At 66.7% G+C, this 18,923-nt stretch carries 14 protein-coding genes and 1 pseudogene; 13 read left to right on the forward strand and 2 right to left on the reverse strand.

Translation table 11 applies throughout. The features are described from left to right. Nucleotides 1–5 precede the first annotated feature (5 nt). Together EV643_RS46945 and EV643_RS45735 are read left to right on the forward strand one after the other, a co-directional pair. Nucleotides 6–461: pseudogene (locus EV643_RS46945) on the forward strand (Hsp70 family protein); the annotation flags it as partial. Nucleotides 462–550: 89 nt separating this feature from the next. Further along, nucleotides 551–1,828, forward strand: coding sequence for an Hsp70 family protein (locus EV643_RS45735; protein WP_255513026.1), 1,278 nt, complete (start codon nt 551–553; stop codon nt 1,826–1,828). Here EV643_RS45735 and EV643_RS20155 read toward each other — a convergent pair. Further along, nucleotides 1,787–3,361, reverse strand: coding sequence for an Ig-like domain-containing protein (locus EV643_RS20155; protein WP_133801648.1), 1,575 nt, complete (start codon nt 3,359–3,361; stop codon nt 1,787–1,789). The genes EV643_RS45735 and EV643_RS20155 overlap by 42 nt on opposite strands. Then, entirely contained in the window at nt 3,358–4,158 is an 801-nt protein-coding gene (locus tag EV643_RS20160) for a hypothetical protein (protein WP_133801649.1), read from the reverse strand. The genes EV643_RS20155 and EV643_RS20160 overlap by 4 nt, the downstream gene beginning before the upstream one ends. Nucleotides 4,159–4,399: 241 nt before the next feature. On the opposite strand from EV643_RS20160, the gene EV643_RS20165 reads away from it, so the two are divergent. The 11 genes from EV643_RS20165 (at nt 4,400) to EV643_RS20210 (ending at nt 18,921) form a co-directional block, all read left to right on the forward strand. Beyond that, complete coding sequence (locus EV643_RS20165; RefSeq protein WP_202869642.1) at nt 4,400–8,368, forward strand: phage tail protein; 3,969 nt, start codon at nt 4,400–4,402, stop codon at nt 8,366–8,368. Nucleotides 8,369–8,619: 251 nt separating this feature from the next. Beyond that, nucleotides 8,620–9,270 carry an eCIS core domain-containing protein gene (locus EV643_RS20170; protein WP_238165683.1) on the forward strand — a complete coding sequence of 217 codons (651 nt, stop codon included), beginning with the start codon at nt 8,620–8,622 and terminating at the stop codon, nt 9,268–9,270. Nucleotides 9,271–9,328: 58 nt separating this feature from the next. Further along, the gene (locus tag EV643_RS20175) at nt 9,329–9,949 is read left to right on the forward strand and encodes a hypothetical protein (protein WP_133801651.1); all 621 of its coding nucleotides are present in this window, start codon (nt 9,329–9,331) and stop codon (nt 9,947–9,949) included. A gap of 214 nt (nt 9,950–10,163) precedes the next feature. Further along, nucleotides 10,164–11,720, forward strand: coding sequence for a phage tail sheath family protein (locus tag EV643_RS20180; protein ID WP_133801652.1), 1,557 nt, complete (start codon nt 10,164–10,166; stop codon nt 11,718–11,720). 94 nt (nt 11,721–11,814) lie between these two features. Further along, the gene (locus EV643_RS20185) at nt 11,815–12,258 is read left to right on the forward strand and encodes a phage tail protein (RefSeq protein ID WP_133801653.1); all 444 of its coding nucleotides are present in this window, start codon (nt 11,815–11,817) and stop codon (nt 12,256–12,258) included. Next, nucleotides 12,258–12,923 (forward strand): hypothetical protein, encoded by a 666-nt coding sequence (locus tag EV643_RS45740; protein ID WP_238165684.1) that lies wholly within the window; start codon nt 12,258–12,260, stop codon nt 12,921–12,923. Before EV643_RS20185 ends, EV643_RS45740 begins: the two co-directional genes overlap by 1 nt. After that, entirely contained in the window at nt 12,920–13,078 is a 159-nt protein-coding gene (locus EV643_RS44205) for a DUF6760 family protein (RefSeq protein ID WP_166665511.1), read from the forward strand. Before EV643_RS45740 ends, EV643_RS44205 begins: the two co-directional genes overlap by 4 nt. A 2,046-nt stretch (nt 13,079–15,124) precedes the next feature. Continuing rightward, nucleotides 15,125–15,928: a hypothetical protein gene (locus EV643_RS20195; protein ID WP_133801654.1), complete on the forward strand. Its 804-nt coding sequence runs from the start codon at nt 15,125–15,127 to the stop codon at nt 15,926–15,928. 64 nt (nt 15,929–15,992) lie between these two features. Continuing rightward, nucleotides 15,993–16,436 carry a phage tail protein gene (locus EV643_RS20200; RefSeq protein WP_133801655.1) on the forward strand — a complete coding sequence of 148 codons (444 nt, stop codon included), beginning with the start codon at nt 15,993–15,995 and terminating at the stop codon, nt 16,434–16,436. After that, nucleotides 16,433–17,191 carry a CIS tube protein gene (locus EV643_RS20205; protein ID WP_133801656.1) on the forward strand — a complete coding sequence of 253 codons (759 nt, stop codon included), beginning with the start codon at nt 16,433–16,435 and terminating at the stop codon, nt 17,189–17,191. Before EV643_RS20200 ends, EV643_RS20205 begins: the two co-directional genes overlap by 4 nt. Continuing rightward, nucleotides 17,191–18,921: a VgrG-related protein gene (locus EV643_RS20210; protein ID WP_202869643.1), complete on the forward strand. Its 1,731-nt coding sequence runs from the start codon at nt 17,191–17,193 to the stop codon at nt 18,919–18,921. Before EV643_RS20205 ends, EV643_RS20210 begins: the two co-directional genes overlap by 1 nt. The last annotated feature ends 2 nt before the right edge of the window (nt 18,922–18,923 follow it).

Consider the following 18,923-nt stretch of genomic DNA (forward strand, 5'->3'; position numbering starts at 1 on the left):
GCGTGATGGGGTATCGCTTGGGGGTCGACCTCGGTACGACGTACACCGCCGCGGCTGTCGCTCGTGGCGGGACGATCGAGGCGATGTTCCTCGGTGACGGTTACGCCGCACCGATCCCGTCCGTCGCGTTCCTGTCCGACGATGGATCACTTGTCTTCGGCGATGTCGCCGTACGACGTGGCGCCGAGCACCCGGAGCGGATGAAGCTCGAGTTCAAACGCCGGATCGGGGACAACACCAACCTCTACATAGGTGGTACTCCGGTGTCGGCGCACGTCCTGACCGGCGAACTCCTGGGGGCGGTGATCAAGCAGGTGGCGCGGCTCCAGGGTGGCGAAGCGGATGAGGTCGTCGTGACCTGCCCGGCCAACTGGGGTCCCTATCGCCGGGAGTTGCTCGATCAGGCCATCTCCATCAGCGGCGTCACCGCGGCCAGGGTCTGTACGGAACCGGAGGCGGCGGCGCTGCACTTCGCATCGACCGGGAGGGTACGGGATGGGGACACCATCGCCGTCACGACCTGGGCGGCGGAACGTTCGACGCGGCCGTACTGCGCCAGGTTGGAGGTGGATTCACGTTCCTGGGCAAGCCGGAAGGAATCGAGCAGCTTGGTGGACTCGACTTCGACGATGCGATCTTCACGCATATTTTGCCGTCGCTCGGATTGCCGGCGGACGACGATAATCCGCAGCTGACCAGCGCACTAGTTGAGCTGCGCCGAGAATGTGCTGCGGCCAAGGAGAAACTCTCGTTTGATGTCGCGGCCACGATTCCGGTTCGGGTGGCGGGCGCGCCGTCCAGTGTGCGGGTGACGCGGTCGGAATTCGAGGAGCTGATCGGGCCCTCGATCGGCCGGACCGTCGACTGCCTGGAACGCGTGATCCTGCATGCGGGCCTGTCTCCGGCGGATCTCGCGGCTGTGGTGATGGTGGGCGGATCGGCGTCCATCCCGATCGTCAGCGAACAGCTTGCCGCCCGGCTCGGCCGGCCGGTGGCCCCCAGTTCGCAGCCGAAGCTCTGTGTCGCGATGGGCGCGGCCCTGCTGCCCGCGCCCGCTGCTCGGCCGGCTGCCACGCCCACCGTCCCGCCCGCTGTCACGCCCAGGACCGAGGTCCCGCCCCCGCAACCAAGCCCGGCTCAACGAACTCGGCCGCAGCCCAGTCCGCCTCGACGCGCAGGGCGGCCCGGTCCGCCACGATCAACAAGGTCCAGAGGGTATGCGCTCGCCGCAGGCTTGTTGTTGCTGATCGGCGTGGTGTTCGCCGTTCTTGGGCCGACGACCGCGGTTCGCTCGCAGCTGAGGTGGGATGTGGCGAAAGGGCGCACGACAGCACTTCCTGCGAACACGCCGGCGGGCGCACAACTGACTCCGACGATTCTCGGGATCGAGTTGCCCGGCGATCCGATCAAGCTCGGGGCGGACCGGACCTTTCAGATCAACGACGGGTACAAGTTGTTCTTGGCCGGTCCGGTTGTCGCCGTGGTCGAGCCGTCCGGTGGCGAGATGCTGCTCGACCGCTCGGGTGGTTCGTGGTGGTCACCATTCGCGACAATTCCCGGGGGAGCGCTGATTCTCGGTCTGCTGTTCGCACTGGCGTACGCCGAGTCGTTGCTGCGGGAATTGAGAAAGCACCGTGCAAGGGTTCACGTCGGCGACCTGATCGGCATGGCTGGGGTCGGACTGGTGCTCGGCTTCGTACTGACCCTGGCGACGTGGATCGGCGGCCGGCTGCTGACCCCGATCTCGGTCGTCCTCATCGTCGTCAGCCTCAGTGCCGCGGCCGGACTACTGGGCTTTGCTGTGTCGGCCCGACGTACGCCGCACTAGGCTCCCGCCGAGCAGCACGAAGAAGGTCAGTACTGCGGCGCTCGTCATCGCCGCCGCCGGACCGGCCGTACCGGTGCTGGCTGTCAATCCGATCACGTCGACATCGGCCTGAGCCGTGGCATTGCCGCATGCAGCCCTGATTCGATGCCTGCCAAGCGGGAGGTCCGGAAGGGCAGCGACGATCGAGTAGTCGCCTGCCGGGTCGGCAAGCGTCGATGCGACCGAGCGTTCGCCGATGGTGATTCGTACGCGGGCTCCGGGCGGGCAGCCGGTGCCGTCCAGGGCGAGGTCACCGCCAGCGCTGGCGGACCGGGCGCCGAGTTTCAGGGTGCCTTCTGATGGGGGCGGCGAATCCTCGGACCATCGATGATCGATCCGGTCGCTTACGGTCACGCCGTCGACGGTCACGCTGGCCTGAACGACGTCAGAGCCCACATCGGTCCTGCGGTAGGTGAACCGCGCGGTTCCGTCCTCGTCGGTGGCTGCCTTGTTCGTCAACTGGCGCTGAGCCTTCATCGTGGTGACGAAGGTGATGAGGCGGGCCGGGATCGGATCGCCGGAGCTGCTGGTGAGCCTCGCGGTCGCCGTGAAGGTGGTGCCTGTTCTGCTCGTGAGATTGTCCGGATCGAGCGTGATCACCGGATTAAGTGGGGTGGATGTTACCGGCGTGGGTGTCGGGGTTGGTGTGGGTGTGGGGGACGGAGTGGGTGTGGGTGTGGGGGACGGAGTCGGCGTTGGGGATGGGGTCGGCGTTGGTGTGGGCGTAGGTGATGGAGTCGGTGTTGGCGTTGGCGTTGGCGTGGGGGTAGGTCGATCGGTGGTCCAGGTTCGGCTGAGCGTCGTCGCAGCGGTCCGGCCCTCCCAGCGCGCCGTGACGATGATCGTGTCGTCACCGGCCACCTGCCGGGTGTAGCTGAAGGCGACGTGACCGAATCGATCGGCGGTCTTGTTCTGGATTACCGCCGCGTCCCCCGGCATCGTGGATTCCATGGTCACTGTTGCCAGGCCGGCTGGTTCCTTGTCGGCAGTGACGGACGCCTGAATGGTCAAGGTCGACCCGACGTGGCCTGACGTTCCAGATGGCGTGGCAGACACCGCCAGCCTTGGGTTGATCCAATCGTGCTGGATCTTCGGCGAGCAGATACAGGACCGGATGCTCGGCGAGCAGGTACAGGACGGCGGATCGTTCTGCACATGGGTGATTGCCTGGATGAAGTCCGTTCGCACTTCCTCGCTGATATATGGTTTGAGTTTGGCCAGGCCGTTCGCATCCGTGTTGTCGTCCGCCGCCAGGATGATGTCGCCGTCTTCGTTCGTCACAAGGAAGGTGATGGGCTGACCGTCGATCGGCTCACCGTTCCGGGTCAGCGTTGCCACTGCGCTGAAGGGCTTGCCGACGAGGCTGGTTGAGGGGGTTTCAGGCCCGAATTCGAGTTGATAGCCCTCTGCTGCACGGGCGGGGCGACACGGTGAGATCGACACGAGCACGGTTGCCGCCGCGACGATGAGCAGGGCACCAGCTCGCCGGATCATGGCAACCGATCCCCGTCGGCAGGCTCGTACTCCGGCTCGGGCTTAGGCTCCGGTTCGGGCTCGGATGCATCGATCGGATCAGGTCTGGCTGTGCCGAGCGGTAGGAAGTAACCCACCAGGAAGGCTCCGGCGCCGAAGATCGCGACGAGGGAAACCCACGCGCTCGCGCCCGGTGTCAGCAGGCGTGTGGCGGAGAGGGTGAAGGTGAGCGTGAGCCCGAGGCCGGTTCCGGCGGCCAGGAAGAGGACGGCCCGCTGCCAGCGATTGGACGGCAGCTTGCGTTGGCTCAGCGCGATCAGCAATGAGATCAGCAGAACGGCCGTGATCCCAGCGACAGCAAGCCCGAACACGCCGTACACCGAGGTGAGTGAACCCCTGACCCGAACCGGCAGGCTGTCCTCGACCACGACCGTACGGCGGTCGTCGAGGAGCTGGAACTTCGCCGGGATCAGGCCGACAGCCTGGCCGGTCAGGTCGTCGAGATCGAGATCGAAGCGACGTTCTGTCGTGGCGCCGGGTGCGAGCACGATGTCGAGCCGGGTCGTGTAGCGGAAGAACGTCATACCCATCACGCGACCCTCGAGCCGGACACTGCGCACCTTGATCGCGGTCGAGCCGCTGTTGGTCAGATTCAGCTGGATGGGGGTGGAGCCGTCCCCGGCCAGGACGAGTGGCTCGTTGCTGTCGACGTCGGCGACGGTACGGCCGTTGATCGTGGCCGACCAAGTGAGTCCGGTGGGTTGCGCAGCTGCCGCGAGCGTTGGCTGCAGGGCTGCGGGGATTGCCACGGTAACCATGCACAAGAGAAACCGCAGGATGATCAAGCCGCGCCAGGCACCCCCCACATTTCGAAGTTACTCCGGTCATTGGTAGCTGTCGCCTGGATAAATGCACCGGCTTTGCGGAAATCTCTCATTGAAGCGCTTTCTTGATCTACCCGGGCGATCATTGCGGATGCCCTTTCGGGCAGTGCCGATTGCCCCGGGGCGTGCCTGACCACCGGGGACACCTCCGCGCGGGGTCGAGGACGCTTTCGTCATGGTCGGCTCACACCGGACGTCCGACAGTGCTGCCAAGGCCGAGGCCGGCAACGCCCTGGCCGAAGGTAAGCGCCGGGCAGCCGGCCAACGCGCGCGCCCGTTCGGGGGACTGCTGGGATTGCAGCGGGCGGCCGGGAACGCGGCGGTCAACGCGTTGCTCGCGGCGAAGCTGAAGTCGCCGGGGGATCAGGCGATCAGTGAGATCGACTCGGCGTTGCGGGAGATCAAGCAGGATGAGCCGGCGATCGACACGGTCGAGAAAGGGCTGAAGCAGGCCAAGGCGGCCGGGGTACCGGTTGACCTCGAAGGGCCCAAGCCGCCGCCGTCGGCGTTGGCGGTGACGACGACCGGGTTCGGTCCGAGTGCGGTTCCGGCGAAGAAGCCCGTGCCGCCGCCCAAACCGGTGCCGAAGAAGAGTCCATTGGGGAAGGCGGCTTCGAAGGCTCCCAAGGTAGGTGGTTCTGGCGGTGGCGGGGGAGCGGCTGGACCCGTTGCCGCGGGTGGTGCTGGTGCGGCAGCGCCTGAGATTGCGCCGTTGGCGGGTGAGCAGCTGTTGCAGCCGCCGGTCCGGCCGACCGGCGTACGGCCTGAGGAGGATCCGGCGTTCACCCAGGTCACCAGCGGGGTGAAGGGGTTCGCCAAGGCGAAGCGGGCGCATCCGCCGGCGGCGTCGAAGGCGAAGGAGGCGCAGGACGCGGCGCTTGCGCCGACCGACGACCTGACCGGGCAGGCCAAGGCCGCGAAGGCCGACACCATGGACGCCCAGCAGCCGGGCACGTTCGACAAGAAGGCGTTCATCGCCGCGGTGAAGACCGCGATCGAGGCGAAGTCGCCGAAGACGTTGAAGGAAGCCGACAACTACAAGGAGTCGGGCAAGGCAGCCGAGGTCAAGGGCGACGTCAAGGGCATGGTCACCCAGGGCAAGGAGGGGCAGGCCAAGGACATCGAGGCCGCGACCGAGGCGCCGCCCGACCAGTCCAAGGCGGTGCCGAAGCCGGTCACTCCGATGGAGACCGAGGACCCCGGCCAGACCGCGGCGGTACCGGCCGCGGGCGCAGTACCGAAGACCGCGCCGCCGGAGCAGACCAACCTGGAGGCCGGGAAGCATCAGGCCAATTCGGAGATGGCTGAGGCGGAGGTCAGCGAACAGCAGCTGGCGCAGTCCAACGAGCCGCAGTTCCAGGACGCGCTCAAGGACAAGCAGGCCGCGGCCGCTCATGCGGACACCGCGCCGGCCGCGTTCCGGCAGCAGGAGCAGCAGACCATCGCCCAGAACAAGGCCGAGGCGACCGCCGAGACGAAGGCCGGGGTCGCCGGGATGCAGGGGTCCAAGGCGGCCGCGCTGGCCAAACTGGTCGCCGAGAAGGGCAAGACCAAGTCGAAGGACGAGGCCAAACGGGCCGAGGTGACGGCGAAGATCCAGGGCATCTTCACGGCCGCCGAGACCGATGTGAAGAAGATCCTGGACGGCATCGACCCGAAGGTGGAGGCCGCCTTCGACGAGGGCGAGAAGTCGGCACGGGCCGCGTTCGAGGGATATGTCGCGGGCAAGATGTCGGCGTACAAGAAGGACCGGTACGGCGGCTGGCTCGGCGGACTGCGGTGGGCCAAGGACAAGCTGCTCGGGATGCCGTCGAAGGTGAACGAGTTCTACGAGGCGGGCCGGGAGATCTACCTCAAGCAGATGGACGGCGTGATCTCGAAGGTCGCGGACATCGTCGGCAACGACCTGACCGCCGCGAAGGCCCGGATCGCGTCTGGCCGGAGCGAGATCGCGGCGTACGTGAAGAGCCTGCCGGCCGATCTGCAGAAGGTCGGCGGCGAGGCCGCGAAGGAGATCGGCGAGAAGTTCGAGCAGCTGGAGAGCGACGTCGACTCCAAGCAGGACGCGCTGGTCGAGACGCTGGCGTCGAAGTACACCGAGGCGCGCAAGGGCCTGGACGAGCGGATCGAGGAACTGCAGGCCGAGAACAAGGGCCTGGTGGACAAGGCGATCGGCGCGATCAAGGCCGTCATCAACACGATCCGCGAACTCGTCGGGATGCTGAAGAACGTGCTCGCCCGGGTGGCCGGCGTGGTCGGCGACATCGTCAAGAACCCGGTCGGCTTCCTGTCCAACCTGATCGACGGGGTGAAGGGCGGCATCCTCAAGTTCAAGGACAACATCCTCGACCACCTCCGCAAGGGGCTGATGAGCTGGCTGTTCGGCGCGCTCGCCGAGGGCGGGGTGCAGCTGCCGGACAAGTTCGACATCAAGGGGATCCTGCAGCTGCTGCTGTCGCTGTTCGGGCTGACCTGGGCGAACATCCGCAACCGCCTGGTCAAGAACATCGGCGAACCCGCGATGGCGGCGATGGAGAAGGGCGTCGAGATCTTCCAGAAGCTCCGCAGCGAAGGGATCGCGGGCCTGTGGCAGATGCTGATCGAGAAACTCGGCGACATCAAGGAGATGATCCTCGAACAGGTCAAGGACTTCGTCATCACCAAGATCATCACCGCCGGCATCACCTGGCTGATCGGCCTGCTCAACCCGGCCGCCGCATTCATCAAGGCGTGCAAGCTGATCTACGACGTGGTGATGTTCTTCGTCAACAACGGCAGCCGGATCCTGAAGTTCGTCAACACCGTGATCGACTCGGTCGCCGACATCGTGAAGGGCAACGTCGGCGGCGTGGTCAACAAGATCAACGACGTCCTCGGCCAGATGGTCCCCATCATCATCGGCTTCCTCGCCAGCGTCATCGGCCTAGGCGGCATCGGCCAGAAGATCCGAGAAATAGTAGAAAAACTCCAAAAACCAGTCAACAAAGCCCTCGACTTCGTCATCAAAACCGGCCTCAAACTGGCCGGCCCAGTCATCCGAGGCCTCAAAAAGATCGGCGGCAAGGTCAAGGCCAAAATCGCCGCGGGCAAGGCCTACGTCAAAGGCAAAGTCGAGGCAGGCAAGGCCTACGTCAAGGGCAAGGTCGAAGCTGGCAAGGGGTGGGTGAAGAAGAAGGCAGCAGGTGTGACGGATGCCTTCAGGCGTCTGAAGGACCGCATGCTCGGCATAACCTTCCGGGAGTCTTTCGAGGCGGGCGGGGAGAAGCATGAGATCTACTCGAAGAAGGGAGCGCCACAGAACATCTACACGGCCAGCAAGAACCCCAAGCCGGCTGGCAAGGCAGTATCGGATCCGGCTGTTGCCCAGCTCGATGACGAGTTCCGGGCCAATATGACGGAGTATTACCGGCTGGCCAGCACCATGACCGGAACCTCGAGTGATCGAGCGCTGATGGCCGAGGCCAACAAGTTGTGGCGCCAGGCCAAGGCAATCCTCAAGAAGATTGTTGCGCTCACAAAGAAGGAGATGGACGCAACTGGAGGCGGGCCTGGAGGTCACGCACCGCACATCGGCGAGGCGGCGCCACATCATATGCAGCAGTCCCGTCTTCGACCGCCGGACAAGGGCAAGGAGGTCAGCGCCTGGCGGATGGAGTCCGAGCACTTGATCCCGCGTGAACTAATATCGGCCTTCTTCTCGATCCTGCCGATCAACGCGCCAGTTAGCAACGCGGAGTACGACGCAATGGTCACCGTGCTGATGTACGCAAACGCCTCCAAGGAGAAGACGACCACAGCGGCAGTGGGCGATCTCGCATCCATCCGGCGGATGAAGCAACTTGTCCGCGAAAAAATGAAGGCCCTCCCAGCGAACGGGCGATTCCCACCTGACCTGCTGGAAAGGATCAGAGACGACATCCAGAAGGAGTTCCGGGCACGTGGTCGCGACTCAGTTTCCCGTGCCGCTGCGGCTGTGGTAGCTGAACAGAAGACCGTTGGCGATGCCCGTGGAAAGGGAGCAGAGACGCGGCCGTCCCGGGGAGAGATCGTGGCGGCATACGAGGCGCAGTTGGAGCAGGTCCTCGACTTCCTGGAGGAACGAGTGAAGGGTGTCGAGCGATTCAGGGCCGAGGGTAAGCAGTAGCCAAACGACAGATGTGTTAGCCGTTCCCACCTCGAGGTGGGAGCTTGAGAGTCAGGGATCGGAGGCGAGTGGTCATGCGTGAGCACAGGTTTGATGCGGATGAGGCGGCGCTGCGGCCTAGGAGTGGGCGGGTCGAGGAGCCGGTGTCGGAGCACGACGGGAAGGCTGCCGTTGAGGGGCGGACTGATGTGTTGGGGCCTGCGGGGGTGTTGGGGTTGCAGCGGGCTGTTGGGAATAGCGGGGTTACGGCGATGGTGGAGGAGGAGCGGTCGCCGGTGCATGACGTGATTTCGGGGGGTGGGCGGCCGTTGGATCCGGAGGTTCGGGGGGAGATGGAGGGGCGGCTGGGGCATGACTTCTCGGATGTGCGGGTGCATGACGATGGGGCGGCGCATGATTCGGCGAAGGCGGTGAATGCGCATGCGTACACCGTGGGGAGCAATGTGGTGTTTCAGCGGGACAAGTACGACCCGTCGTCGGCTGATGGCAAGGTGATGTTGGCTCATGAGTTGACGCATGTGGTGCAGCAGCGGAGTGGGCCGGTGGATGGGTCGTCGGCGCCCGGGGGGATCAAGGTGAGCGATCCGTCGGATCGGTTCGAGCGGGAGGCTTCGGCCAACGCTGAGAGGGCGATGGCGGCGCCCGCGCCTACGCCGGCTGGGCTGGCTGGGCCTGCGATTCAGCGGGATGTGGACGAGGCCGCGCCGGGTGTGCAGCGGCACGCTGATGAAGAGGCGGATGTGCAGCGGCACGCTGATGAAGAGGCGGATGTGCAGCGGCACGCTGATGAAGAGGCGGATTTGCAGCGCGCCGAGGCGCCGGCTGAGGAGGAGAAGGAAGAAGAGGTGCAGGGGGCCTTCGTGCAGCGGGACGAGGAAGAGGCTCAGGAGGAAGAGAGCTGACCGTCGGATAAGGCGCCGCTGGGTAGACAGCGGCGGATGTAGCGGGTGCACTGGGGTTGTGCATGCCCGCAAGAAGTCCGTGGTCGCGGTCGCGCGGAAGGCGCCGGGTACTGCTGCGCGCGCGGCGACCGTCGGTTCGCAGTACGAGCGGGTGCTCGCCTTGCAGCAGACGGTGGGGAATCGGGCGGTGTCGATCGCGCTCCGCGGTGGTCCGGTCAGCGTCAACCTGCACGGGGAGACGAGCGGGTCGTACGACGGCGGTACCAGTGTGGTCAGCAAGCCGAAGATCGTGCGGGCAAAGGGATGTGACTGCTCGGACGAGGATCCTTGTCTGAGGGCGACCGGCACGATCGCGGTGACGTATCACGTGGATGTGACGATCCGGATGCCGGATATGCCCGAAGGGCTGAGTGATTGCCAGCAGCGGCGGGTGCGGTCGTTCCTGCGGGACGTCCTCGGTCCGCACGAGCAGGAACACGCGCGTCGGCTGCGTACCTACAACGGGATCACGAACCGGAAGTACTCCATCACCGGTTGCGGACGTGCCGGGCTGGAGAGCGAGATGAGCACCAAACTCCAGGACATGCACAACGACGAGGCAACCGCTCGCGCCGATGCAGCCGACAAGTCGTCCGCTGCAATCGATCCGTTCGTCCGCCCGATCGACCTCAACTGCTGATCTTCGCCAGTACCTCGGACAACAAGCCGGGACCTCGGACAGGTCTATTTCATGTCCGCGGTCCCCGCTTCCTGTCCGAGCTCCCGCTTGTCCTGCCGGTCTATGCCGTTTCCCCTTCGGGCAATTGAGATTGCCCTGTACTTCGTCCCGTCGGTCGCCCACGGGGGCAGCGGGGGCGGTCAGGCTGGAGCAAACCTGACCGAGGAGGGGCAGCATGCCGACGTACCTGTCACCGGGTGTGTATGTGGAGGAAGTCGAATCGGGCGCTCGCCCGCTCGAGGGTGTCGGTACGGCGGTCGCCGCGTTCGTGGGGCTCGCCGAGACCGGGCCCTTCAACCAGGCCACGCTGATCAGCAACTGGACCGCGTTCACGGATGCCTTCGGGGGATTCGTGCCGGGGTCGTATCTGGCGCAGGCCGTCTACGGGTACTTCCAGAACGGCGGCGGCAACTGTTACGTCGTACGGATCGGGCAGCCCGAGTCCGCGGACGGCGGCGGTAAAGGGGCGCGTGGTCGCAAGGAGCTGCCGGCCGGACCGCAAGCGATGCTCGGGCGGTTCCGGGTGGTCGCGTTGGATCCGGCCCAGGCGCCGGGTGAGCTGAGTGTCGAGATCACCGACGCCGGTGGCGACAACCCGTCCGATGAGATGTTCCGGATCGTGGTCAAGCGCAACGGCGAACAGGTGGAGGAGTTCGACCGGCTCACCCTGTCCCGCGGGAAGACGAACGTGGCGACCGTCGTCAACGCGACGTCACAGCAGGTCCGGGTCGAGGAGATCTCCGGTGCGGCGCTGGAGAAGCCCGCGAGCGGGGAGGTCGTCCTGGCCGCGCCTCCGCCCGCGCCCGCAGTACCGTCGCCGCGGTTGAGTGCCGAGGACTACGTCGGTGATGTCGCGGACCGGACCGGGTTCGGTGGGCTGGAGGCCGTCGACGAGATCACCATGCTCTGCGTGCCGGACCTGATGAGCGCCTACCAGCAGGGGGCGATCGACCTGGAGACGGTCCAGGCTGTGCACTTGGCGATGCTCGCGCACTGCGAGTTGATGGGGGACCGGATCGCGATCCTCGACCCGCCGCCGGGGCTGAATGCCCAGCAGGTCAAGGAATGGCTGGTCGACAAGGCCGGCTACGACTCGGCGTTCGGCGCGCTGTACTTCCCGTGGATCAAGACGGCCGATCCCGCGACCGGGCAGCTCGGGTTCATCCCGCCGTGCGGTCACATGGCCGGGATCTGGGGTCGCAACGACGACACCCGCGGCGTCCACAAGGCACCGGCGAACGAGATCATCCGGGGCGCGGTCAGCCTCGAAGTACAGATCACCAAGGCCGAGCACGATCTGCTGAACCCGGTCGGCATCAATGTATTGCGGACGTTCCCGGGCCGGGGCAATCGGGTCTGGGGAGCGCGGACGCTGTCGTCCGATCCGGCCTGGCGGTACCTCAACGTACGGCGGCTGTTCAACTACCTGGAGGAGTCCATCCTCACCGGAACGAACTGGGTGGTGTTCGAGCCGAACGACGAGGCGCTGTGGGCCCGGATTCGGCGGACCATCTCGGCGTTCCTGGTGAACGAGTGGCGCAACGGCGCACTTTTCGGGCAGACCCCGGACGAGGCGTTCTTCGTCAAGTGCGACGGGGAGACGAACCCGGCGGAGGGGATCGATGCCGGCCAGGTGATCTGCGAGATCGGCGTCGCGCCGGTGAAGCCGGCCGAGTTCGTGGTGTTCCGGCTGTCCCAGTTCTCCGGCGGGACGAGTCTGGTCAGCGAGTGATGATGCTGGATCAACGTTGATCAATATCGACGAGATGGATCAATGCTAATCAACTATTGATCAACCCTTGATCGACACAGAAAGGTAAGCAGCGATGGCACTTCCGGAAATGGACGCGGGTGTCGGTCACTCCTTCGGGCTGGAGTTCGACGGCATCCAGATCAAGAGCATCACCGAGATCAGCGGCCTGAAGATGGAACAGGACGTGATCGAGCTCAAGGAGAACGGTGCCGACGGCAAGTACGTGATCAAGAAACTGCCGGGTCGCTGGAAGGCACCGGAGATCACGCTGACCCGTGGGCTGTCCGCGGACACCAGTTTCGACAAGTGGATCAAGGACTCCCAGTTCGGCAAGATGGGCGCGGTCCGCAAGGGCGGGGCGATCATCGTGTACGACTACGAGGGCGCGCCGTTGAAGCGGTACAAGCTCACCAACGCCTGGCCGAAGAGTCTCGAGATCGGCACCATGAAGGCTGGCGACACCTCGGTGATGACGGAGAAACTGGTCGTCACCTGCGAGCGCCTCGAGGTCGAGTGATGCGCCGCGGCACCCTCGCCAAACCCGGTACGCCGGGACCCGGCGGGCCGGAATACGCGGGCGCGGCCCCTGGCACGGCGGATCCGGGGACGGCGGGTCCGGGTACGACGGCATGGGTTGGACCGGGCGGTGTCGTTCCGGGGGCGAGCGGGATCGCGGGTGCAGCGGGATCCGTCGTGGGCGGGGTTGGTCCGGGGGTCGGATATGGGGCCGGCGGGGTTGGTACGGGGGCCGGATACGAGGCTGGGGCTCGATACGGGGCCGGCGGGGTTGGTTCGGGTGAGGGCGTGCCGGAGTTGCGGACTGAGTTCTCGTTTGTGTTGCCGCGGGGATATGTGGACTCGTCCGGGGTGGTGCATCGGGACGGGGTGATGCGGCTGGCGACAGCGCGGGACGAACTGGTGCCGTTGCGGGACGATCGGGTGCGCGAGAACCCGGCGTACCTGACTGTGGTGTTGCTCGGGCGGGTGGTGACTCGGTTGGGGAGTGTGACCGATATCCACGCCGGGGTGATCGAGAACCTGTTCGCCGCGGATCTGGCGTTCCTACAGGAGTTATATCGGCGGGTGAATCAGGAAGGGCACACCCGGGCCGGCGTCAAGTGCCCGGAGTGCGGTCATGGGTTCGCGGTGGACCTGGCCGGTGGTCGCCTGGGGGAATCGTGACGTACGCGCCGGAGCAGTTGTATGCCGAGGTCGCGTACGTCGCCTACCACTTCCACTGGTCCCGCGGGGAGATCCTCGACCTCGAACACCCCGAACGGCGGCGCTTCGTCGACGAGATCGGCCAGCTGAACGCCCGCGTCCACTCAGGCAGGTAAACCATGCGCTGGCCATTCCGCCGAACCACGCAGCCGACGTCAACCGCTGCCGTGCCTGAGTCGGCTTCCAGGTGGTCTGGGGCCGGAGCGGTTACTGGTGGGAGCGCGGGCGGTGAGGGGGCGACCGCTGACGGTGCGGCTGGTGACCGTGCGGGTGGGGTGTGGGAGCAGGGGGTGGTGCAGCGGGCGGCCTGGCGTGAGTTGCCGCCGTTGCAGCGGTCGGTTGCTGCGATCACGCCGATCGCTGAGGCTGGGCGGTTCAGGGATTCCCTGGCTGCTTATCAGGATCCTCGGTTCCTGGAGCCGCTCGGACATGCGGTGGACGCGACCGCGCCTGCTGGTGAGATCGCGGGATATGCCACCGCGGTCCCGGCGGACGAACCACATCAAGTCACTTTTCCGCCTCCACCTGGGCAGACCCAGCAGCTCGCCTCTGCCGCGCCGCAGAGCACAGCGGCTGCGGTACAACGCGTGACCGACGACTCGCCGGAGCTAGGGGCTGAGGTCCATCCCACGTTCGCCCACTCCGCGGGATCGGTCGCGTCGACCGAGGTTGGAAGCGGTCCGGGCCGAGCGCCGGTCGTGAGTCCGCCGCCTGCGGTCCAGCGCAGTTCCGAGCTGATGTCAGCACCCGCGATGCCGGCACCGCTTGGGGCGCCGGTCCCCGTTGCGTCGGACCCGGGTACGTCTGCCGCCGTCACGTCGGATGCCGTCACGTCGGCGTCGACTGAGCGCGGGCCGGGGCTGCCATTGTCGTCGCCGATTGCTCAGGATGTCGTGCAGCGGGTTGCCGATGGAGACTCGACGTTCCCGGACGCGCTCGGCTCAGGGCCGATCACACCCGGCGCGACCAGTGCGGGTGGGACGGGTGAGGGTTGGAGCAGTGCGGGTGGGATGGGTGAGGGTTGGAGCAGTGCGGGTGTGACTGGTGGGGATGCGATTGCGCCTATCACCTCGGACTCGAAGCGGTCGGCTTCGATCGCAGCCGTACAACGCGCGCTCTCGCCGGATGCAACTGGACCGGTCTTGCGCGCCACGACCACGTCGGAACCGATTAACGCTGCCTCGATGTCCCGGGGAACCAACGCTCCGATCGCCTTGTCGCCATCCACGTTCGAGTCCGCCTCGGGGGCCGGGTCCGGGTCCGCGTTGGAGACGGGATCCGCGTCGGAGTCTGCGTTGGAGTCGGGGTCCGGGTCGGGGTCTGCGTTGGCGGATGTTGCGGGGGCGGTTGGGCTGCCGTCGTCGGATGCGTCTGTTGCTGTGCAGCGGGTTAGGGATTTGGGATTGGTTGCACCGGATTCGAGTCTGACCGGGCTGACGGGGTTGGGCTCGATTGCCTCGGGCCTGGGCACGTCGGAGGTGGTTGCGCCGGGTGGTGCTGGACAGCCGATTGCGCCAGGCGCCGTGCAGCGTGCCGGCGATCCGGGGTCGAGCGGGCTCGGATCGGCCGGGTTGGGGTCGAGCGGGCTCGGGTCGGCCGGGTTGGATTCGAGCGGGCTCGGGTCGGCCGGGTTGGATTCGAGCGGGTTGGGGTCGGCCGGGATAGGCACAAGCGGCCTGGGTACGACGGGGCTGGGGTCGGGCGGGCTGGGGTCGACCGGGCTGGGGTCGGGCGGGCTGGGGTCGACCGGGCAGAGTGCGACCGACTTGGGGGCGACCGGCCCGGAGTCGGGCGGCCCGGAGTCGAGCGGCCTGGGTTGGAGCGGCCTGGGTTCGACCGAGGGAGAGTCGATCAGCGAGAGCTCGGCCGGCGAGGGCTCGGCCGGCTGGGGGCTGGCCGGATTGGCGTTGAGCGAACTGGGGTCGAGCGAGTTGGGGTCGAGCGAGTTGGGGGCGGCTGGAGGAGCGGTTGCGCCGCTGTCGTCGAGTTTGCCGGTTGCGGTTCAGCGAGTGGCTGAGTCTCGACCGGCCGCTGGGACTGGCCGGGGTGCTGAGTCGCCGGTCGGTTCGGATGCGGCGCAGGGTCGGGTCCAATGGGATGTGGGCGCCCTATCGTCCTCGGCAGTGCAGGTTCAGCGGTTGTCTTCGGCAACGGATCTTGCCGTGTCCCGGCTGCCAGTGGCGGAGGTTCAGGCGCCGCCGACCGCGCCTGTCGTCCAGTCCGGCGCGACACCGCGGCTGGGCGATGAGACTGCGGAGACGCATTCCTCATCGGCCACCATGGGGCCGGCGGCAACGCGGGAGCTACCGGTCGTCATGCGGTTGGCCGCTGGGGTGGGTCCTGCGGAAGCTGGTCGCTCCGAGCGGGGGGTGGCCGAGCCGGTGGTTGCGCGGAGTGCGTCGGCGCCGCTGGCTGGACAGTCGCCGTTTGTGTCGGCTCTCGGTGGAGCGCGGTACGCCGAGGCGTCCACGTCGCCAAGCTCGGTCGCCGAGGCGGTGCCGCCGGATGGGCTGGTGCAGATCCAGCGGAGGTCGTTGGTCGAGTCGCCCGCGAGCCAGTCGACAGCAGCTAGCGGGCCGGCGCCGGCGGTTGGTGATCAGCAGGTGCTGGCGTGGTCGGTTGAGGATCGGTTCCATTCGGGGGACGCGGTGGTTCAGCGGGCGGATGAGGTTCGGTCGGTTTCGTTGCAGGAGATGTTTGGGGGGCAGCAGCAGGGCGTCGTACAGCGGGACGAAACACAAAGCGGAGACACACCAGCGGAGGCGGCTGCTCCGGTGGCGAGTCCGCCGTTGGAGCAGGCACAGCCGCCGCAGCAAGCGCCCGCGCAGCAAAGCGCCAAGGGGATGTCGGCGGCTGAGGTGGAGGAGTTGGCCAAGCGGTTGTACGAGCCGTTGTCGGCGAGGTTGCGGGCCGAGTTGTGGCTGGATCGCGAGCGGGCCGGTCGGACCACGGACCGCCGCCGATGAGGGCGGCTGAGGTGCGGGATGGACGGACCGCCGGCGATGAGGATGAGCGGGATGGAGGGGTGCGATGACTAGCGGCTACCCGGAGCCTGCGGTGAGTGTGTGTTTCGGGGTCATCATCGACGACACGCGGCTCGGGACCTTCAACAGTTGTGAGGGGCTCGGGCTCGAGGTCGTGCTGGAGCAGCGCGAGGAGGGTGGGCAGAACGGGTTCATCTGGCAGCTGCCAACCCGGATCAAGTACCCCAACATCAAGCTGACCCGCCCGCTGTGCCGCGACACCACCGAAGTGATGGCGTGGCTGGCCAGTATGACGACGGGCGTGAAGCCGCAGACCGCGAGCATCACCGCGATGACGGCCGAGCGTAAAACGGTCGCGCAATGGGGCCTGCTCGGCGTGATCCCGGTGAAGTGGACCGGTCCGGGGCTCAACCTCGACTCACCCAAGGTCGCGCTGGAGACGCTGGAGATCGCGCACCACGGGTTCACCGCGAAGAAGGTGGCCGGATGACGCAACCGATCGCGTTGACCACGTCGGCGAACGCGGGCAGCGCGCAGACCCCCTCGCCGGCGGACCCGAAGGCGCGGCCGCAGTTGGAGAAGGCCGCCCTCAAGTTGTTCGACCCGGCCACGAACGGTGCCGCGGGCAAGGATCGGGGCTCGATCCCGTTCCAGTTCAACCCCAAGGAAGTGACGATCCAGAAGTCCGCCAAATGGGAACGGAAGACGGCGAAGAAGGCGAAGTCGGCCGGTCCGCCGGAGTTCACCGGGGCGGAGCCGTGCAAGCTGACGGTCGAGATGTTCTTCGATGCCTCCGGCAACCATGACGGCAGTGTCGTGGCCGCCGTGGAGAAGTTGTTCAGCTGCTGTGTACCGACCGAGGAGAGCCGTGGCAAGGAGAAGCCGACCCCGCCGTTGGTGGTGCTGCACTGGGGCAAGATCGCCAGCTTCCCGGCGTTCGTCACCTCGGTGAGCGCGAAGTACACCCTGTTCAGCCCGGACGGCGTCCCGATCCGCGCGGTCTGCAGCGTCGCGATGGAGGAGATGCCGAACGAACCCTGGCGGCAGAACCCGACCTCCGGCGGCCAGTCGGTCCGCAGGTCGCACCGGATGATCGACGGTGACACGCTCGCCTCGGTGGCGTACGCGGAGTACGGCGATCCGACGCTGTGGCGCGCGGTCGCCAAGTACAACCGGGTAGACGATCCGTTGAGACTGCCGAGTGGTTCGGTCCTGGTGCTGCCTTCGCCCGAGGAGCTGGTCTGATGTCGATCACCACCAGCTGCCTGATCGAGATCAACGGACAGCCGCTGCCGCAGGATGTGGTCAACCTGCTCAGTACGGCGTACGTCGACGACAGCCAACGACTGCCGGACCTGTTCGAACTGCGGTTCCGCGACGGCGACCACATCGTGCTGACCAAGACCGGCGCGAAGATCGGCTCGAAGGTCCGGATCTCCGTCCTCACCAGCACCAGCCAGACCGCCGTACTCCTGCTGGCCGGCGAGATCACCGCGCTGGAGTCCGAGTTCGACACCGGCGGTTCGTTCACCGTGATCCGCGGCTACGACCCGGCGCACCGGCTGTTCCGCGGCCGGACCACCAACTCCTATCAGCAGATGACGGCGTCCGACATCGCGCAGAAGGTGTCCCAGCGAGCGGGCTTCAGCAACGGCACGATCAAGGCGACCACGACCGTCTTCGAGCACGTCTCCCAGGCCGGTACCAGCGACTGGGAACTCCTCGACGCCCTCGCCAAGGACGCCGGCTACGAGGTCTCGGTGCGCGACGGCAAGTTCAACTTCGGCCCGCCCACGACCGCGTCGGGCGCGCCCACCAGCGACGAGAATCCACTGGTTCTCAAGCTCGGCACCGATCTGCTGCGGTTCCGCGCCGTGCTCACCTCAGGCGGCCAGGTCAAGGAGGTCGAGGTCCGCGGCTGGGATCTGTCGACCAAGAAGGCCCTGACCACGCGTCGCCCCGCCGAGACCAAGACAGCACAGCTCCCGCAGGCAAGTCCGCAGGAGTTCGCGAAGGCCTTCGGCGATCCCCTGTACGTCGCGACCGACGTACCGCATCGCACTCAGGCCGAAGTGGACGCCGCCGCAGCCGCGATCGCGGAGGAGATCGCCGGCGCGTTCGCCGAATTCGAAGGAGTTGCCCAGGGCAACCCCGCGCTGAAGGCCGGAGTCGCCATCACCGTGGACAACCTCGGTACGCCGTTCGACGGCAAGTACACCGTGACAACGACCAGGCACCGCATCGACCCGCAGACCGGCTACACCACCTCGTTCGCCGTGACCGGTGCGCAGGATCGCACCTTCCTCGGGTTGGCCGGCAGCGGGGCGGGCCAACAGCAAGCGCCCCCAGGCGTCGTGATCGGTCAGGTCAGCGACAACAACGACCCCGAGAAGCTCGGCCGGGTGAGACTGACCCTGCCTTGGCTCGATGACGACTACGTCAGTGCCTGGGCCCGGACGGTCCATGCCGGCGCGGGCAAGGATCGTGGCACCATCATCGTCCCCGAGGTCGGCGACGAGGTCCTGGTCGTCTTCGAACAAGGCGATCTCCGCCGGCCGTACGTCCTCGGCGGTCTCTACAACGGCGTGGATCTCCCGGACAGCAAGGGGATCGACCCGGTCGACTCCGGCTCCGGCGCGGTCAACCGCCGCTCGATCGTGTCGCGGCGCGGCCACCGGATCGACCTGCTCGACCAGGATGGCCGCAAAGAAGGCGTCACCCTGGCGACCGGCGACGGCAAGCTCAGCGTCACCCTCGACGCGACCGGTACGACGATCACGGTGCAGGCCGACGGGAAGGTCAAGGTCGAAGGCAGCCAGGGGATCGTGATCGACAGCTCCGCCGCCAAGCTCGAACTCAAAGGCGGCGAGATCTCGGTCACCGCCACCGGGAACCTGCAACTCAAAGGCGCGAACACGACCGTCGAGGGCAGCGCCCTCTGCACGGTCAAGGCCGCCATGGTCAAGATCAACTAGGA

The sequence above is a fragment of the Kribbella caucasensis genome (assembly GCF_004361855.1).
GTDB classification, from domain to species: Bacteria; Actinomycetota; Actinomycetes; order Propionibacteriales; family Kribbellaceae; genus Kribbella; species Kribbella caucasensis.

What these genes read in the sequence shown, in the direction of transcription:
- EV643_RS20155 (WP_133801648.1), bottom strand. Translation starts at nt 3,361, where the DNA reads ATGATCCGGCGAGCTGGTGCCCTGCTCATCGTCGCGGCGGCAACCGTG.
- EV643_RS20160 (WP_133801649.1), bottom strand. Translation starts at nt 4,158, where the DNA reads ATGGTTACCGTGGCAATCCCCGCAGCCCTGCAGCCAACGCTCGCGGCA.
- EV643_RS20165 (WP_202869642.1), top strand. Translation starts at nt 4,400, where the DNA reads ATGGTCGGCTCACACCGGACGTCCGACAGTGCTGCCAAGGCCGAGGCC.
- EV643_RS20170 (WP_238165683.1), top strand. Translation starts at nt 8,620, where the DNA reads ATGGTGGAGGAGGAGCGGTCGCCGGTGCATGACGTGATTTCGGGGGGT.
- EV643_RS20180 (WP_133801652.1), top strand. Translation starts at nt 10,164, where the DNA reads ATGCCGACGTACCTGTCACCGGGTGTGTATGTGGAGGAAGTCGAATCG.
- EV643_RS20185 (WP_133801653.1), top strand. Translation starts at nt 11,815, where the DNA reads ATGGCACTTCCGGAAATGGACGCGGGTGTCGGTCACTCCTTCGGGCTG.
- EV643_RS45740 (WP_238165684.1), top strand. Translation starts at nt 12,258, where the DNA reads ATGCGCCGCGGCACCCTCGCCAAACCCGGTACGCCGGGACCCGGCGGG.
- EV643_RS20200 (WP_133801655.1), top strand. Translation starts at nt 15,993, where the DNA reads ATGACTAGCGGCTACCCGGAGCCTGCGGTGAGTGTGTGTTTCGGGGTC.
- EV643_RS20205 (WP_133801656.1), top strand. Translation starts at nt 16,433, where the DNA reads ATGACGCAACCGATCGCGTTGACCACGTCGGCGAACGCGGGCAGCGCG.
- EV643_RS20210 (WP_202869643.1), top strand. Translation starts at nt 17,191, where the DNA reads ATGTCGATCACCACCAGCTGCCTGATCGAGATCAACGGACAGCCGCTG.